Genomic DNA, 16,146 nt, shown 5'->3' with positions numbered 1-16,146 from the left:
GGTATATCACATAACTACGCTTCCCTCTAAAACAAGAGGGAAGCGCATTTTTTGAAATTATCTTTCTAATAAGGCTCTATTGTATCTAAGTATACAAATTCACCATTTTTTACAGTTTTGATAACAGCACTCTTTACAGCGTCACCGTTGGCATCTAGCGTAATCACCCCAGCAGCTCCTTCAAAACCTGTTGTTTTAGCAATTTCATCTCTAATCGCCACCGTATCTGTAGTACCTGCTCTTTCAATAGCATCAAGAATTAATATGTAAGCATCATAACCTAGTGCTGTAACGGCAGCAGGCTCTTTACCATACTTGCTTCTATAAGCATCTAAGAAAAATTCTGATTCTTTTGTAATCGGTGTTTCAGATGTAAAGAAGGTTGAGAATACAGCACCTTCTACATGATCTTGGCCGATATCAATGAATTCTGGTGTTTCCCAAGTATCTCCACCAATAATAGGGATATTAATTCCTAATTGTCTTGCTTGCTGAATCACTAGAGCAGATTCAGTGAAATTACCAGGTGCGAAAATTACATCTGGGTTTTTAGCAGCAATATTTAATAATTGTGAAGAAAAATCTTGATCTCCAGTATTATAGTTAGCTACCTCAACAATGGCACTGTCATCACCAGTTAGTTCGTTAAAGGAATCTGTAAAGAACTTAGCTAAACCAACAGCGTAGTCATTAGAAACCTCTTGCATAATTGCTGCCTTCTTCGCTCCAAGATTGTTGAAAGCGTAGTTTGCCATAACAGTTCCTTGGAATGGATCGATAAAGCATACTCTAAAATAATAATCATTTCCTTGAGTAACTAGTGGATTTGTAGCAGATGCAGCAACTGCTGGTACTTCAGCATCTCTAACGATATCTCCAGCTGCTATAGAATAACCACTACCCCAACTTCCAATAATCGCTGTAACTTTGTCTCTTTCCACAAGTCTAGCTGCTGCACTGGCTGCCTCAACAACGTCAGACTTATTATCAGAAATAACAAGCTCTACTCTCTTACCTAATACCTCTGGATATAATTCATTTGCTAATCTAACACCTTCCACTTCTAGTGCCCCACCGGCAGCATTGGCACCAGTAATTGGTTCAAAAACACCAATTCTAATTACATCATCTGATGCCTCTGAAACTTCTCCCTCGTCAGGTGCTGGTGTATCTGCTGGTGCTTGGCTGCTACAGCCTGTTAATCCTAACGATAGTACCAACAGCATTACCAATAAAATTGAAAGCCATTTTTTCATGTGAACTCCCCCTTGATTCTTCTTTTTTGTATGGGATCTCTGTATTTTCCATCGAACCCATTTATTATACATATTGTCATTAAATAGCAATATGTATTTCATTGGAAAACAACTGTACATGTCTATCCAATAATTTCATTATAATATAAAATTTGATAATTTACAAAACTTTTTTAAGTAATGGTTTTGATAAATAGCAAAAGCCATGAAGATCTGCATATCTCCATGGCTTTTATCCATTAAAAAAACAGTGGTATATATACTAGTAGTAACAATACTACTAGTAATCCTAACATAAAGGGTAAAATAGATTTTGTTATTTTTTCAATAGGTAGACCCGTTACAGTACTAGCTACGTACAGATTAATCGCTACTGGTGGTGTAATCATACCAATGGCTAACCCTACTACAATAATTAAACCAAAATGAACAAGATCAACACCGATCTCCCTCACCAAAGGTAAAAATACTGGTGTCAATATGATTAATGCAGAGGCAGTCTCCATAAATACCCCTGCTATGACAATAATTAAAGTAATCAAAAGCATAATGATATATTTATTGCTAGATAGAGATAAAACACCATTAGCAATAGCAGTAGGTATACTATAATATGCCAACACCCAGCTTAGTATGCTGGAGGTAGCAATAATAAACATCACCACAGACATCGTAATGGCTGATCTACATATAATGTCAAAAACATCCTTTAACTTCATATCTTTGTAAACGAACAGCGCTACCAACAGAGAATAATTTACCGCAATTACCGCTGCTTCGGAGGGTGTGAAAATCCCTGTAAAAATACCACCTAATATGATCACTGGAGTTAAAATCCCCCATATAGCTTCCTTAAAGGTTTTGATAACATTTTTGACAGAAAAAGGTGAACCTTTAGGGTAATTATTCTTATAAGCATGCCTTATAGCAATAGTAATTAACATCAGTCCCATCAGTAACCCTGGTAAAAATCCCCCTATAAATAACTTTTCTACAGATTGGTCTGCAATCACCGCATATAAAATCATTGGAACAGAAGGTGGGATAACTACACCAATGGTTCCGCTGGCGGCTATAAGAGCAGCGGAGGTAGCTTCATCATAGCCTTTCTTTTTTAGCTCTGGTATAAGTGGGGTCCCTACCGCTGCTGTAGTGGCTGCACCAGAACCCGAGATAGCAGCAAAAAACATTGAAGCTAAAACACATACTACAGATAGGCCCCCCTTTAAAAATCCGAAGATGGCGTCAGCAAAGTCCACCAACTTTTCTGATACCTTTCCCTTGGCTAAAAGGTCCCCTGCCAAGATAAAAAAGGGTACTGCAATTAGCGGAAATGTATCGGTTCCAGCAAACATTCTCTGCACCATCACCAATAAAGGCATGCCTTCCTTCACCAACACAACATAAGAGGCCAATCCGATGGCCACCGCCACAGGAATACCTAGTAACATAAAAAACAAGAAAGAAAAAAAGATAATTGCACCCATCTACACTTCCACCTCCCCGTGCTTCGTTAGCATCTCAAACAAGAAGGCTAATCCATGTATAAACATGATGGCAAAGCTTAAAGGAATACCTAGGTAAACATATTTCATAGGAAGTCGAAGAGCAGGAGAAAGTTGAAAAATTTGCATTTTTATTAGTTCTAGTCCATAGTAGGCACATACCCCGAAGAAAAACATCGACAAAACAATACTGAGTAACATCACTACTTTTTTTAATTTTCTAGGCAACTGCTCTACCCCAAAAGTAACCGCTATATGCATTTTTCTTTTATAAGCTAAAGTAGCCCCTAAAAAACTACTCCAAATTAATAAGTATCTAGCAGCTTCCTCTGTCCATACAAGGGCACTAAAAAATACCCTAAAGATGATTTGCAGGGTAATGGATATAATCATCCCCACAATACCTATAAAAACAACTCTTACCATAATCCAATCTAATAAATCACTGATTCTTTTCATAGAATAGGACAATTTCATTCTGATCCCCCTTTGTTTTCAAATTAGCCTTGGTAATAGTTACCAAGGCTAATTTGAAAAACTTTATTTATTCAATTCTGCCTGTATCTTGTCCATGTATTCTCCATACTGATTTCTGTATTTATCATATACAGAGCTAACCGCTGCTTGGAAAGCTTCCACATCTACCTCTGTAATCTCCATACCTCTTTCTATCAATTCTTGTAATTGTACTTCTTCGCTTTCTGTATTCACTGCTCTTGCATATTCTGCTGCCTCTTGTGCAGATTTCTCAATAATTTCTTGAATGTCCGCTGGCAACTTATTAAATTCTTTCAAACTCATCATAATCGTAGCTGGTGAATAGGTATGTCTTGATAGTGAAAGATGCTTCTGGGTTTCATCTAACTTAAAGGAATGGATTACGACAACTGGATTTTCTTGACCATCAATCGTTCCCTGCTGTAGTGCTGTAAGTGTTTCGGTCCATGCCATTGGAACTGTGTTTGCACCTAACGCTTGGAAGGTATCGATATACACTGGATTTTCCATAACTCTTATCCTTAATCCCTGCATATCATTAGGTGTAGCAACAGCACGCTTAGAGTTCGTAAGGTTTCTAAAACCTCTCTCTGCAAAAGCTAACCCCTTTAAATTAACATCTTCCATCTTTTTTAGGATTTCTTTTCCTACAGTACCATCTAAAACGCCATAAGCCTCTTCGCGGTTGCTAAATAGGAAAGGAAGTTCAAATACTGCTACCTCCGGTACAAAGTTAGCGATAGGTCCATTGGTAATAACCCCCATATCAATAGTGCCCATTTGCATACCCTCTAGTAAAGTTCTTTCGTCACCTAATGTGGCATTTGGATGAAGTTCTATTTCCACTTTCCCCTCTGTTCTTTCCTCTACTAGCGCCTTGAACTTTTCTGCTGCAATATGAAAGCTGTCATTTTCATTTACTACGTGTGCTAAACGATATTTTACCCCTTCAAAGGCAACATCTTCCCCCCCAGCTGCTGGTGCTGGTTCTTTTTGGCCACAGGCAGCTAATAAAGACACCACCAAAACCATGCATAATAATAAACTTAACTTCTTTTTCAAATTGATTTCCCCCTTATCCTTTTGTCATATGTTATCTAAAAGCCAATATTGGCTTTTAAAAAAATTAAGCTCATTTTTAATATCATAGACGTTAACTTAACACGATCATTACCAAAATTCTCTCCAAATGTCCTCCTGAGCGTAGCGAAGGATCTTGGAATAACGAAGAATGATAAATTACGGTTTAAGTTAACGCTAATGTTTTTAATATTTAAATACAGCTCCTGTACTTGCTGAGGTAACCAATTTGCTGTAACGATATAAATACGTTCCCTCTTCTGCCTTTGACGGTGGTTGTGTCCAACTCTTTAGTCGATTTTGCATTTCTTCATCACTTAAATCTACTTTTAACACTCTATTGGCAATATCAATTTCAATGATATCTCCTTCTTGAATAATAGCAATCGGTCCTCCCTCAGATGCCTCTGGAGAAACATGTCCTATGCAAGGTCCTCTAGTACCGCCGGAGAAACGTCCATCGGTAATCAAAGCAACAGACTTCTCCAGTCCCATTCCTACAATGGCTGCAGTAGGACTCAGCATTTCCCTCATACCTGGACCACCCTTAGGCCCTTCATAACGAATCACCACAACATCCCCTGATACAATCTTTTTGCTGATGATGGCATCATAGGCTTCTTCTTCTGATTCAAACACCCTTGCTGGTCCTTTGTGTAGCATCATTTCAGGCTCCACTGCCGATTGTTTAATAACAGCCCCATCAGGTGCAAGATTTCCTCTTAGGATGGCAATACCACCTTCTTTATTATAAGGATTTTCCATATCCCGGATAACATCATTGTCCCAAACCGATGCCTTTGCCACGCTCTCCCCTAAGGTTTTGCCAGTAACAGTAATTTCATCTGGATAAATCATACCTGCCTTAATCAACTGGTTGATAACAGCAGAGATTCCTCCTGCCCTGTGAAGATCCGTGATGCTATAGGTCCCGGCAGGACTTAGCTTGGTGATATTTGCAACCTTTCTGCTGATTTCATCAAAAACTTCAAGGTCTAACGGCACTTTTGCTTCGTTAGCAATTGCCATCAAGTGTAGTACTGTATTGGAAGACCCGCCTATAGCCATATCCACAGTAACAGCATTTCTAAAAGCTCCTAGGGTTAAAATATCTCTTGGGCGGATATTTTCCTTGACTAATTCCATAATTTGAAGTCCAGCTCTTCTTGCTAGTTGTTTTCTTTGTCCATAGGGAGCAGGGATGGTTCCATTCCCTGGAAGACCGATTCCTAGCGCCTCAGCAAGACAGTTCATAGTGTTGGCAGTAAACATACCAGCACAGCTGCCACAAGTAGGACAGGATTCCATTTCAATTTCCTCTAATTGTTGTGCATCGATATTTCCTTCCACATAAGAGCCCACTGCTTCAAAGGCCCCTCTGATTAAGTCCACTGTTTTTCCTTTGTGGCTTCCTGTTAACATAGGACCACCACTGATATAAACAGCAGGTATATTCATTCTGGCAGCAGCCATCATCATTCCCGGCACAATTTTATCACAGTTTCCTATTAAAACCAGTCCATCAAATTTGTAAGCCACTGTCATAGCTTCAATAGAATCCGCAATAAGCTCTCTAGTGGACAGAGGGTACTTCATACCACTATGGTTCATAGCGATACCATCACATATACCGATTACAGGAAACTCCATAGGGGTTCCACCCCCTGCACTTACCCCTAGTTTTACTGCCTGTGCTATCTCATCTAAGTGAAAGTGTCCTGGGATCACTTCGTTATGGGCGTTCACTACCCCGATAATTGGTTTTTTTAAGTCCTCTGGTAAATAACCCATAGCATAAAATAGAGAACGATGGGGTGCTCGATCTACACCCTGGTAAGTATTGTTTATTTTCATGATTATTTCAACTCCTCGTTGCTTTTTTATATACTTTATCAAAAAAAAAGACTCAAAACTATTTATTATTTGAAGGAATAGTTAGAATCTTTTGTCATGGTGGCTTTTACTTTTTTGTTATTTTTTATTATTTTGTCATAAGCTGTCGTCTATAACTGGTAGGTGTCATACCTTCATATCGCTGAAACACTATACTAAAATAACTTAAGTCCTCATAACCTACCCTATAGGAAATTTCATTTAAGTTTAGATTGGGGTTTTTCATAAGTTCCTTGGCTTTATAAAGTCTTACCTTGTTTAAATAGCTGGAAAAATTGATACCAGTTTTTTGCTTAAAAAACTTAGAAAAATAGGTGCTGCTTAAACCAGCATAATTTGCCACATCCTGTAACTGTACTTTCTCATGATAATGAGCTTCTATATATTCTCTTGCTTTTACAACCACTTCGTCTTCGTAGTTTTCCCCTTCACTTATTGTAAAAGGTTTTTCTGTGGCTTTTTCTGTTAAATCCAGCAATCTTTCCAGAAGCTTCTTTAAGTCTTTTGGAGCAATGGGCTTCAGTAAATAATCTATAGCTCCTAATCGTAAAGCTTCTTGTGCATACTCAAACTTATCATAGGCAGAAAGAAAAACAATCTTTATGCCGGGTAATACCTCCACAATTTTTCTTGCTGCTTCTAACCCATTACCCTCTGGCATCTTAATATCCATCATAATAGCAAAGGGTTTTGTTTTTTTTGCCATCTCAAGAGCTTCTTTACCAGTGGAAGCCTCTGATACTTGTATATTCAATGCTTCCTCTTTAATAACAAATCGGATATATTCTTTAATCATCTTTTCATCATCTACAACTAATAACTTCATTACTCAGACTCCTTTTTGTAATTGGTTATTGGTAGTTTTATAAATACCTTGGTACCTTCTCCTCGCTGGCTTTGCACATCAAACTGAAAGTCTTCTCCGTAATAATAAGAAAACCTCTCCTTCAAATTGTTCAGCCCAATACCAGTTCCTTTTTTTTCATCACTATTTTTATCAAATAATTTCTCCATTACTTCTTTTTTTATACCACAACCATTGTCTATTACTTGAAGATAAATATGATCCCTCACCTTTTTTCCTTCTATAATAATAGTAACTTCCTTGCCTAAAGCCTCTACGCCGTGGGCTATAGTATTTTCTACCAATATTTGCAATGTCATAAAGGGAATCTCTATGTCCAAAACCGCTTCCTTCATATTTATCTTTGTTTGGATAAGATGCTGGAAGCGCTTTTTTTGAATAAATAAATAATCTTGAATATAGGCTAACTCTTCTCTTACCGTTACCATCTCCTCTGACTTCTTCAAAGTAGTTCTTAGTAGACTAGAAAGGGCAAAGGTAGTTTCCGCTGCCTCCTTGGCTCCTTGCATATAAGCCAATTCACCAATGACGCTTAAGGTGTTGAAAAGAAAGTGAGGACTTAGCTGTGCCTGTAATACCCCCATTTTCACCTCTTGGAGTGTCTTTTCTAACTCTATTTTCTTTTTTTGTTCCTCCAATACCTGAATCGTCTTTTTATGAAGTTCCTTTTGCGCTAAGTGGCTGATGCCAGATTCCACAATGAAGTGGCTCATGGTCATAAGAGATTCGATAATAGCATGCAGTCTCCCCTTTGTCATTCGCCGCAGATTGAGGTAAGCCTCCATCCGCTCTTGATCTCCCTGTATTTCCTCTTCCAAGTGTTTTATTACCTCTTTAGAGGGTTCATTTAAAAATACTGGTCCGCAACTAATACTTCCTATATAGGTATCCCCCATAAAGATTGGGGTATGGACGGTAACAAGATCTAAGCAACAATTTGCTACCTTGGTCTCACTGTCTCCTGCCATTACCTTCTTGTTTTTCAAGTGACAATTTGTGCTGTAGCCGCAATGTTGTTTACAAAAGGCTGAAAGATTGCTGGGTTCTGTAATAATTTCGCCCTTCTCATCTTTGATGACAATGGCCATTTCAGAAGCCTCAGAAAACTTGTCTTGAATTTTTTGCAACATCGTCAAATCGATAATATTTTTTAAGTTTTCCATAGCAAAACGTTTTGTAAATTCTACAGGAGGCAGTATTTCCCTATAATTCAAGCTGGTGGCATTGTATACTATAATCATTTCTAAGGCTTCATCACTTAAGTTTTTCACCTGATGTTCTGCGTAGGGAGGTATATGATAAATTCTCCCATAGGACAAAAGGTATTCTTCCCCATCAATCCAATGCAATCCCTTACCAGACAAAATATATAGTATTTGTTCATCCCCTGTATGGAGATGTTTTTTTTGCTCTGTATTCGGTAAAAAAGTAATATGCCCCACCATCAGCTTTCCCTTGTCCAATTCCTCTGGTTCGTGAAGCCATTTGACGCTTCCCCATTCAAAGTACTGTTTTAGAGGTCTTATTACATTTTTATTGTTATATTTTTCTTTTTTCATCTTTTTCCCTCGATTTTTTTCTTCATATATTCTATCACACTTATATTTATTATACCATTTTCATTTCTTATACTTCTGGAAAAATTTTGTTAATATTTTTACCTTAGTGTTGTTGAACTTCAGCGGTTTTGTGGTATAATAGCAATAATTTTACCACTTCTAGTGAGGAGAGATCTATATGGATGAGAAACAAGCTTTAACCACCGTAGCAGGAATCAGTGTCGGTTCTTATGCTGTAAGGATGAAGATATCAGAGGTCCTCCCTGAGGGCAAGACAAGAACCTTAGAACGCACCAGCAAGTCTATTGCTTTAGGAAGAGATACTTTTTCTAAAGGAAAAGTAAGTTATGAAATAGCAAATGAGGTTTGTGAAGTCTTGAGGGGTTTCAAGAAATTAATGAACGAGTATAAGGTAAAAACCTATCGTGCTGTAGCTACTAGTGGTATTCGTGAGGCTGAAAACAATGACTATATTTTAGATCAAATTTATTCCAAAACAGGGCTAGATATCGAAATTATCAATAGTTCTGTAAAGAGATTCCTCGCCTACAAAGGAATTCGTGAAAGTTTACAAAACTACCAAAAACTTCGGGCTGAAGGTGTCATGGTTTTAGATATTGGATCAGGAAATATCGAGGTTTCCATCTATCAACAGGGCAGTTTAACCTTTAGTCAAAATCTAAAGCTGGGTTCTCTACGACTAAAAGAAATTTTGTCGGAGTTAGAGAGTAAAACCTTAGACTTTCCTAAACTTCTAGAGGATTATATCAAAAGCAATGCCGACATTTTGCTAAAAACTTTTGACATTAACACCAATATCCAACATTTTATTGTGTTGGGGGATGTGATGAAGGACCTAGGGAAGCTATGTGATTGTCCCGATAACTATATAGATAAAAGTCAATTTCTTATGGTATATCAAAGCCTTTTACATAAACCAACACACAAAATTTCCAGCACCTATAAGATTTCTAAGGAAGGGGCCTATACCTTAATTCCTTCCTTTATCCTCTTAAAGGTATTCTTGGATATGACCTCCTCCCCTCAAATTTATACGCCTTTGGTAAATCTGGAGGATGGTATTGTGGCAGATTTAGTAGACCAAAAGCTAATTACTCAAAGAAAACAGGAATTTCTTCATGATATCTATACGCTAGTACGATCCTTAGCAAAAAAATATCATTATGATGAAAATCATGCCAATGAAGTGATGGATAAATCCCTTTGTCTATTTGACGGATCAAAGAGATTGCACGGCTTAGGGGAAGAAGAAAGATTTTTGTTGCAATTAGCAACGATTCTTCATGATGTTGGAAAGTTTATTAATATCAACCAACACTATAATCATTCTTATGACATCATTATGGCCTCTAATATTATGGGTATTTCTCAACAGCAGTTGGAAATCATAGCAAATGTAGCAAAGTATCACAGCACCTTAACCCCTAAAATAAGTCATGAGAACTTCAATAGGTTGAGCCATAAAGATCGTGTCGTCATTGCAAAGCTAGTATCTATCATCAGAATTGCTGATGCACTAGACCGAAGTCATCAACAAAAGATTAAGACTATCGAAGTGAAGCTGCAAGAAAACAAGATGATCATTAAAGCCAGTACTGTAGAAGAAATTTTGCTGGAGGAGTGGACTTTTGAAGCAAAATCCTCTTTCTTTCAAGAGGTATTTGGCATAACACCTATTTTAAACATAAAGAGGGAGATATCATGTTAAAAGAAGTGAACTTAAATAAAAGCGAATATTTTATCAATAGAGAATTAAGCTGGCTGGAATTTAACGATAGAGTTTTGCAAGAAGCTCGGGATAATAAGAATCCTCTACTGGAAAGACTAAAGTTTTTGGCCATCACCAGCTCCAACTTGGACGAGTTCTTTATGATTCGAGTAGCTTCTTTGAAGGACCAGGTCAATGCTAATTACCATAAAACAGATCCCTCTGGCTTGACTCCTAAAAAACAGCTAAAGGAAATTTCTCTTCGTACACAACAAATGGTCTACCAGCAGTATCATACTTTTAATCGTTCTATCATGCCGGTGCTTAAAAAAAATCACCTTTATCTTCTTACAAAGGAAGAGTTGCTGGAGGGGCAAAAAATCTTTTTACAGGAGTACTTCAAAACTTTTATTTACCCAGTTTTGACCCCTATGGCAGTAGATTCCAGCAGGCCCTTTCCCTTGCTTTTAAACAAGAGTTTAAATATTGCCGTATTGCTGGAGGAGAAGGAAACTCCAGATGACGTGATTTTTGCCACCGTCCAGGTACCTTCTGTATTGCCTAGAATGATTGAACTGCCTAAAGATGCTGAGGAAAATCGTTATTTTATCCTTTTAGAAGAGGTTATCTCACTATTTATTGAAGACCTGTTCTTAGGCCACACCGTTCTTTCTGCCTATCCCTATCGAATTACTAGAAACGCCGATCTGACCATCGAAGAGGAGGAAGCAGAGGACCTATTGATCGAAATTGAACGCTCTTTGAAGAAAAGAAAATGGGGAGCGGCTATTAGGTTAGAAGTAGATGAGGATATAGATGAGAAACTTGTAGATATACTAAAAAACGTTTTAGAAATCCACAATGGGGAAGTCTATTATATCAATGGTCCTTTGGATTTAACCTTCTTGCTTCAACTATATGCCTTGGAGGGCTATGACCATTTAAAATACGTGGAGTACGTTTCCCAGGTTCCAAGAGACTTAATAGATTGTGAAGAAATTTTAGAAGCTATTGATGAGAAGGATATCTTCCTGCATCACCCCTATGAAAGCTTCGATCCAGTAGTAGAGTTTGTTAGGAAAGCTGCTACTGACCCAAAGGTATTAGCTATCAAACAAACCCTCTATAGGGTCAGTGGCAAATCCCCCATTGTTCAGGCACTGGTAGAAGCCGCTGAAAGGGGTAAGCAAGTGACGGTGTTATTAGAGGTAAAGGCTCGCTTTGACGAGGAAAATAATATTCAGTGGGCGAAAAAACTCGAGAAGGCAGGATGCCATGTCATCTATGGTCTTGTAGGCCTAAAAACTCATTGCAAAATCACTTTGATTGTTCGCATGGAGGAAAACAGGATTAAGCGGTATGTTCATTTAGGTACAGGAAACTATAACGATATCACCGCTAGGTTTTATACAGACATGGGTTTATTTACCTGCAATCAACATTTTGGTGCTGATGCTTCTGCCATCTTTAACATGCTTTCAGGTTATTCTGATCCCCCTGATTTATATAAGCTGGAGGTAGCTCCTCTCAATTTAAGAAATAAATTTATGCAGCTTATTGAAACTGAAATTGAAAATGCACAAAAGGGAAAGCAGGCAAGAATTATTGCTAAGATGAATTCCCTAGTGGATACAGAAATTATCAAGAACCTTTATCGTGCCTCGATTGCTGGTGTAAAAGTAGAGTTAATCATACGTGGAATATGCTGTTTGAAACCTGGTGTTCCAGATATCAGTGAAAACATTACTGTCATTAGTATTGTCAGCAGATTCCTAGAACATAGTAGAATTTTTTACTTTTACAACGATGGCCAAGAAAACCTTTATCTATCCAGCTGTGACTGGATGCCTAGAAATTTAGATAGGAGAGTGGAAATACTTTTTCCTATAGAAAGTCTACAGATTAAAGAAAGAATTATCGACATATTAAAAATTACACTTTTAGATACAATTAAAGCCAAACAGTTAACTGCTGAAGGTAAATACATAAAAATAGATAAGAGAGGAAAAAAATTGCTTCATTCTCAAAAATACTTTTGTAAACAGGCCTTGAAAACAGCAAAAAAGCATCTAAAAGAAAAATCTCTGCCAGTTTTTCAACCAATCCTCTCAGATAAAAGTATAGGAGAGGATGAAAATTAGTCTATCAACAAAGGGTGAAAAAATATGAACAAAAAACTTGCTATTATCGACTTAGGGTCTAACTCTGTACGAATGATCATTATGAAAATCTATGAAGATGCCTCCTATAAAATGATTGAACAAGTCAAGGAAATGGTGCGACTCAGTGAAGGGATGGGGGAGGAAAGAACCTTAAAAGCCTTGCCTATGGAAAGAACCCTTAATGCTTTAAAATTGTTCAAGAGATTAATCGATGTCCACAAGGTGGATGAAGTTTTTCCTATAGCCACTGCTGCTGTAAGAATCGCTAGAAATCGAGAACTTTTTCTAGAAAAAGTTCAAAAGGAAACCGGCTTTGTTTTTGATGTGATCTCTGGTGAAGAAGAAGCGTATTATGGTTATATGGGGGTAGTCAATACCATCAAATTCACAGATGCTTTGATGATTGATATCGGAGGAGGTAGTACCGAATTAGCTTGGATAGAAAATAAAAAGTTAAAAAAAGCTGTAAGTCTTCCTTATGGCGCTGTTACTTTGACAGAGATGTTCTTACCTAAGGAAATCATTGAGTCCTCTGCTGTCAAACACTTGGAAAGCTTTATGAAAAAACAATTTGATAAAGTTCCTTGGCTAAAAGAGGTACAAGGTCTACCAGTGGTAGGATTAGGAGGAGCTATTCGAACACTGGCAAAGGTGAATAAGCACATGATTAGTTTTCCTTTGGTGAGCCTCCATAACTACCAAATTACTTTTCAAGAAGTTTCAACGATTTATGAGAAAATTAACCACGGTACCAAGGCAGACGTAAAAAGAATACCAGGTGTAAAAAAAGAGCGTGGAGATATCTTGACCGCTGGGCTTGTACCGATCATGTCTTTAATGGAGCATACAGAAGCGAAACAATTGATTATCAGCGGTAATGGTCTCAGAGAAGGTGTGTTTTATAAAAAGTATCTAGATATTACTGACCAAAACCACTTAATAGCTGACGTTCTTTTCCACAGCATAGAAAATCTATTGGCCAACTATGACATGAACAAAAAACATTGTTATCATGTAAAGGACCTCGCATTGGCATTGTTTGATGAGACTAAGGAACTGCATCACTTAGGTCAAGAAGAACGAAGACTCTTGACGGCCTCTGCCCTGCTGCATGACATTGGAATGTATATCGACTATTATAACCATCATAAGCACGGTTTTTACCTTGTTCTCAATAGCGTGTTAAACGGCCTCAGAAATAGAGAAAGGTTAATGTGCGCCTTCATCGTTTCTAGTCATCGCGAGATGAAATTTCGTGAAGATTGGAAAAATTATACAATGTTGATTGATAAAAATGACTATGATATTATAAGAAAACTCACTGTTTTTCTTCAAATGGCGGAAAAACTAGATCGTGGAGGTTATGGCAGTGTCAAGGACCTTTACTGCACCATCACCCATGATAAGGTCAAGGTGAGGCTTCAAGCTGACCATCCAGTAGACCTAGAAATTAGTGGTGCCATGAAGTTTGAAAAGTGCTTTGAAAAAATATTTCATAAAAGCTTAGATATCCAAGCCAGTATTTTTCATTAAAAAATCAACCCCCGCTTCTCTACAAAGCGGGGGATTTTACACTATTTTTTCAACTTATTTGCTAGTAATTCTCCGCCTACGCCAACGTTTTCTAAGTCATTTTCTCTAATCACCACAGTAAACGCTTCTTTAGGCAGTTTTAAAACACTGGTAGAAACTTCTGTAATCTTTCTTACTAGTTCTTCTTTTTGTTCCTTTGTCAGCTTAGGACCTTCAAAACTAATATGTGGCATATTTTTCCTCCTGGGTTCTTAAAATAAATTGAATATGTAAAATCTCACTAAGCCTTTGCTAAGAAATCCTTTTCAAACTCGTCAATAGATTGTTTTAGTAATGTTACAGAGTAAGCCATAGAAGGGCCTGCACCAAAAGCAACTGCCACCATAGCCGCCTCCATGATTTCTTCTCGAGTTGCTCCAGCTTCTAATGCCTTGTAAACATGGAACACAATACAATATTCACAACGATTATAAGCACCAATCGCTACACTGATTAATTCCTTTGTTTTTAGATCTACTACATCAGTTTTGTAGGCTGCTGCATTTAACTTCATAAAGGCTTCTACTTGGCTAGCATTGGTTGCCTGTACAGCTCCTAAGCCCTGTACAAATTCATTAAATATTTCTCTTGGATTCCTTGTCATAAGGACCCCCCTTTATAAAAAATAGTTGGTACTGCTCTTTCAGTATACCAACTATAGTTTAGAAGTTCAATAGAATATTTGAAATTGTCAGACTATGCCCTTTGTCTTATCTTCTCCTTCTGCCGAATCCTGTGACAGAAGTTTTCTTTCTTGCGTCAGGACTTTCTCTCTCCTCTGACAGTGCATCTCTTAAGCATCTGCTGCAAGCCCTGCCAGACTCCAATACTGCACCACATTTTGGACAATGGGCAAGTATACTTCTTTCCTCCAATAAAGATAGCCGACCTTCTTTTACATATTTTAAGATTAAGTTTTTACTCACTCCAGTGGCTTCCGCCACCTCCATCACAGATGCCCCTTGATGATGATATACATATTCACGGATGACTTTATAAGGATTCCCTTCCGCTTCTGCACATCTATTGCACAGTACTTCCCCATCACCAGAATCCCTTATCAACCTACCACACTTTGGACAGTTAATCAAATTCATAAGCAGCACCCCCACGGTCTTCAGTTGATTTTATCTCTATTATATCTTATTTTTAGAGAAATCACCATAGGGAGCTGCCTTATCAATACCCTTTAAACATACCTAGCAAATTTCAGTTTGGTTCTTTTTCTCGTCAATACCTTTTTTGATATCCATCCTGTTAAAAGTGTCATAGGTACGCCTAAAAGAAACAAAACTTTTCTATGATCAGGCATGTATTCCCAGAAACCCTCCCATAGCACCTCTAGAATTTCCTTTAAATCTTCCCTTGGAAGCTGTATTCTAAAACCCTCCTCTGTTCTCAAAAGAAAAGCATTTTCTTCTCTCTCTATAGGGATTTCCTCTTTTCCTTCATAATCAATCCAAAAGTGACTTAAGGAAAAACTTTGTTGATAAGGAATATTCAAAGCCTCAAATACAGAAGCTAACACAATAAAGCGGCTTTTACAGTCTCCTGCTCCATTCCCTACTACTTCTGCTGCTGTAGGAAAATAAAAAGGTACCCCATAGGTCTGCCAATCAAACTGATAAGGAACTCTTTCTAAAACAAAATTTTCAATATCCCGTGGCAAAGCAGGGGCTTCTTCTAGAAGCTCAATCACCGCTGCTGCATCTACTGGGGGATGGAAAATACGATATACACTGACAAAAAGCCGATACGGATTTGGATACAAAACAAAAAGTGTCCATAATGAGAAAAAAACAACCATGATCAATGCAACTTTCCTTTTCATAGTACTCCCCCTTTCTCACCTCATTGTAGGTAGAAAGACTGTATTTGTCAATGGATTGAATTTACTAGACTTGAAGGCATTTCCTTTTTTATGGTTTTATCTGGTTTTAATAGAAGAAAGTGGGTAAAAAAGGAAATAGTCTATAGCGACTTATTGAAAACACTTTTATATAGTTTTCATAAGCGTTAACTTAATT

General features: G+C 37.7%; 14 protein-coding genes. 3 read left to right on the top strand and 11 right to left on the bottom strand.

The features are described 5' to 3' along the window. Nucleotides 1–65 precede the first annotated feature (65 nt). The 7 genes from CACET_RS01440 to CACET_RS01410 all read right to left on the bottom strand — a co-directional run bounded on the left by CACET_RS01440 (nt 66) and on the right by CACET_RS01410 (nt 8,656). On the bottom strand, nt 66–1,256 hold the full coding sequence (locus tag CACET_RS01440; protein ID WP_044826124.1) for an ABC transporter substrate-binding protein: 1,191 nt from the start codon (nt 1,254–1,256) through the stop codon (nt 66–68). Nucleotides 1,257–1,495: 239 nt separating this feature from the next. Continuing rightward, nucleotides 1,496–2,743, bottom strand: a complete 1,248-nt coding sequence (locus CACET_RS01435) for a TRAP transporter large permease (RefSeq protein ID WP_044826123.1) — start codon at nt 2,741–2,743, stop codon at nt 1,496–1,498. Further along, the gene (locus CACET_RS01430; protein ID WP_044826122.1) at nt 2,744–3,238 is read right to left on the bottom strand and encodes a TRAP transporter small permease; all 495 of its coding nucleotides are present in this window, start codon (nt 3,236–3,238) and stop codon (nt 2,744–2,746) included. Between the two features lie 63 nt (nt 3,239–3,301). Beyond that, on the bottom strand, nt 3,302–4,321 hold the full coding sequence (locus CACET_RS01425) for a TRAP transporter substrate-binding protein (protein WP_044826121.1): 1,020 nt from the start codon (nt 4,319–4,321) through the stop codon (nt 3,302–3,304). A gap of 204 nt (nt 4,322–4,525) precedes the next feature. Further along, the gene (gene ilvD, locus CACET_RS01420) at nt 4,526–6,193 is read right to left on the bottom strand and encodes a dihydroxy-acid dehydratase (RefSeq protein ID WP_044826120.1); all 1,668 of its coding nucleotides are present in this window, start codon (nt 6,191–6,193) and stop codon (nt 4,526–4,528) included. 127 nt (nt 6,194–6,320) lie between these two features. Beyond that, nucleotides 6,321–7,058, bottom strand: coding sequence for a response regulator transcription factor (locus CACET_RS01415; RefSeq protein WP_044826119.1), 738 nt, complete (start codon nt 7,056–7,058; stop codon nt 6,321–6,323). Next, nucleotides 7,058–8,656: a PocR ligand-binding domain-containing protein gene (locus tag CACET_RS01410; RefSeq protein WP_044826118.1), complete on the bottom strand. Its 1,599-nt coding sequence runs from the start codon at nt 8,654–8,656 to the stop codon at nt 7,058–7,060. The genes CACET_RS01415 and CACET_RS01410 overlap by 1 nt, the downstream gene beginning before the upstream one ends. Before the next feature lie 178 nt (nt 8,657–8,834). Between CACET_RS01410 and CACET_RS01405 the strand changes: the two genes are divergently transcribed. Genes CACET_RS01405 through ppx form a run of 3 tightly spaced genes read left to right on the top strand, consistent with a single transcriptional unit; the run spans nt 8,835 to nt 14,080 of the window. Then, nucleotides 8,835–10,385 carry a Ppx/GppA phosphatase family protein gene (locus CACET_RS01405; protein WP_044826117.1) on the top strand — a complete coding sequence of 517 codons (1,551 nt, stop codon included), beginning with the start codon at nt 8,835–8,837 and terminating at the stop codon, nt 10,383–10,385. Beyond that, nucleotides 10,379–12,526, top strand: coding sequence for an RNA degradosome polyphosphate kinase (locus CACET_RS01400; protein WP_044826116.1), 2,148 nt, complete (start codon nt 10,379–10,381; stop codon nt 12,524–12,526). The genes CACET_RS01405 and CACET_RS01400 overlap by 7 nt, the downstream gene beginning before the upstream one ends. A 24-nt stretch (nt 12,527–12,550) precedes the next feature. After that, nucleotides 12,551–14,080, top strand: a complete 1,530-nt coding sequence (gene ppx / locus CACET_RS01395; RefSeq protein ID WP_052661548.1) for an exopolyphosphatase — start codon at nt 12,551–12,553, stop codon at nt 14,078–14,080. Nucleotides 14,081–14,121: 41 nt separating this feature from the next. Here ppx and dmpI read toward each other — a convergent pair whose 3' ends face one another. The 4 genes from dmpI to CACET_RS01375 all read right to left on the bottom strand — a co-directional run bounded on the left by dmpI (nt 14,122) and on the right by CACET_RS01375 (nt 15,950). After that, nucleotides 14,122–14,313 carry a 4-oxalocrotonate tautomerase DmpI gene (dmpI, locus tag CACET_RS01390; RefSeq protein ID WP_044826115.1) on the bottom strand — a complete coding sequence of 64 codons (192 nt, stop codon included), beginning with the start codon at nt 14,311–14,313 and terminating at the stop codon, nt 14,122–14,124. A 47-nt stretch (nt 14,314–14,360) separates the two neighbouring features. Further along, on the bottom strand, nt 14,361–14,723 hold the full coding sequence (locus tag CACET_RS01385; protein ID WP_044826114.1) for a carboxymuconolactone decarboxylase family protein: 363 nt from the start codon (nt 14,721–14,723) through the stop codon (nt 14,361–14,363). A gap of 106 nt (nt 14,724–14,829) precedes the next feature. Beyond that, the gene (locus CACET_RS01380) at nt 14,830–15,216 is read right to left on the bottom strand and encodes a hypothetical protein (RefSeq protein ID WP_044826113.1); all 387 of its coding nucleotides are present in this window, start codon (nt 15,214–15,216) and stop codon (nt 14,830–14,832) included. A 92-nt stretch (nt 15,217–15,308) separates the two neighbouring features. After that, on the bottom strand, nt 15,309–15,950 hold the full coding sequence (locus tag CACET_RS01375; protein WP_052661547.1) for a hypothetical protein: 642 nt from the start codon (nt 15,948–15,950) through the stop codon (nt 15,309–15,311). Nucleotides 15,951–16,146: the final 196 nt, after the last annotated feature.

Origin of the sequence: Clostridium aceticum (assembly GCF_001042715.1) — a bacterium.
In the GTDB taxonomy this organism is placed as follows: domain Bacteria; phylum Bacillota; class Clostridia; order Peptostreptococcales; family Natronincolaceae; genus Andreesenella; species Andreesenella acetica.
Note: the sequence above shows the minus strand (reverse complement) of the source record. Positions and strands in the feature narration are given on the sequence as shown.

Bases quoted from the DNA above. Each gene is read 5' to 3' on its own strand.
- CACET_RS01440 (WP_044826124.1), bottom strand. From the start codon at position 1,256: ATGAAAAAATGGCTTTCAATTTTATTGGTAATGCTGTTGGTACTATCG.
- CACET_RS01435 (WP_044826123.1), bottom strand. From the start codon at position 2,743: ATGGGTGCAATTATCTTTTTTTCTTTCTTGTTTTTTATGTTACTAGGT.
- CACET_RS01430 (WP_044826122.1), bottom strand. From the start codon at position 3,238: ATGAAATTGTCCTATTCTATGAAAAGAATCAGTGATTTATTAGATTGG.
- ilvD (WP_044826120.1), bottom strand. From the start codon at position 6,193: ATGAAAATAAACAATACTTACCAGGGTGTAGATCGAGCACCCCATCGT.
- CACET_RS01415 (WP_044826119.1), bottom strand. From the start codon at position 7,058: ATGAAGTTATTAGTTGTAGATGATGAAAAGATGATTAAAGAATATATC.
- CACET_RS01410 (WP_044826118.1), bottom strand. From the start codon at position 8,656: ATGAAAAAAGAAAAATATAACAATAAAAATGTAATAAGACCTCTAAAA.
- CACET_RS01405 (WP_044826117.1), top strand. From the start codon at position 8,835: ATGGATGAGAAACAAGCTTTAACCACCGTAGCAGGAATCAGTGTCGGT.
- CACET_RS01400 (WP_044826116.1), top strand. From the start codon at position 10,379: ATGTTAAAAGAAGTGAACTTAAATAAAAGCGAATATTTTATCAATAGA.
- ppx (WP_052661548.1), top strand. From the start codon at position 12,551: ATGAACAAAAAACTTGCTATTATCGACTTAGGGTCTAACTCTGTACGA.
- dmpI (WP_044826115.1), bottom strand. From the start codon at position 14,313: ATGCCACATATTAGTTTTGAAGGTCCTAAGCTGACAAAGGAACAAAAA.
- CACET_RS01385 (WP_044826114.1), bottom strand. From the start codon at position 14,723: ATGACAAGGAATCCAAGAGAAATATTTAATGAATTTGTACAGGGCTTA.
- CACET_RS01380 (WP_044826113.1), bottom strand. From the start codon at position 15,216: ATGAATTTGATTAACTGTCCAAAGTGTGGTAGGTTGATAAGGGATTCT.
- CACET_RS01375 (WP_052661547.1), bottom strand. From the start codon at position 15,950: ATGAAAAGGAAAGTTGCATTGATCATGGTTGTTTTTTTCTCATTATGG.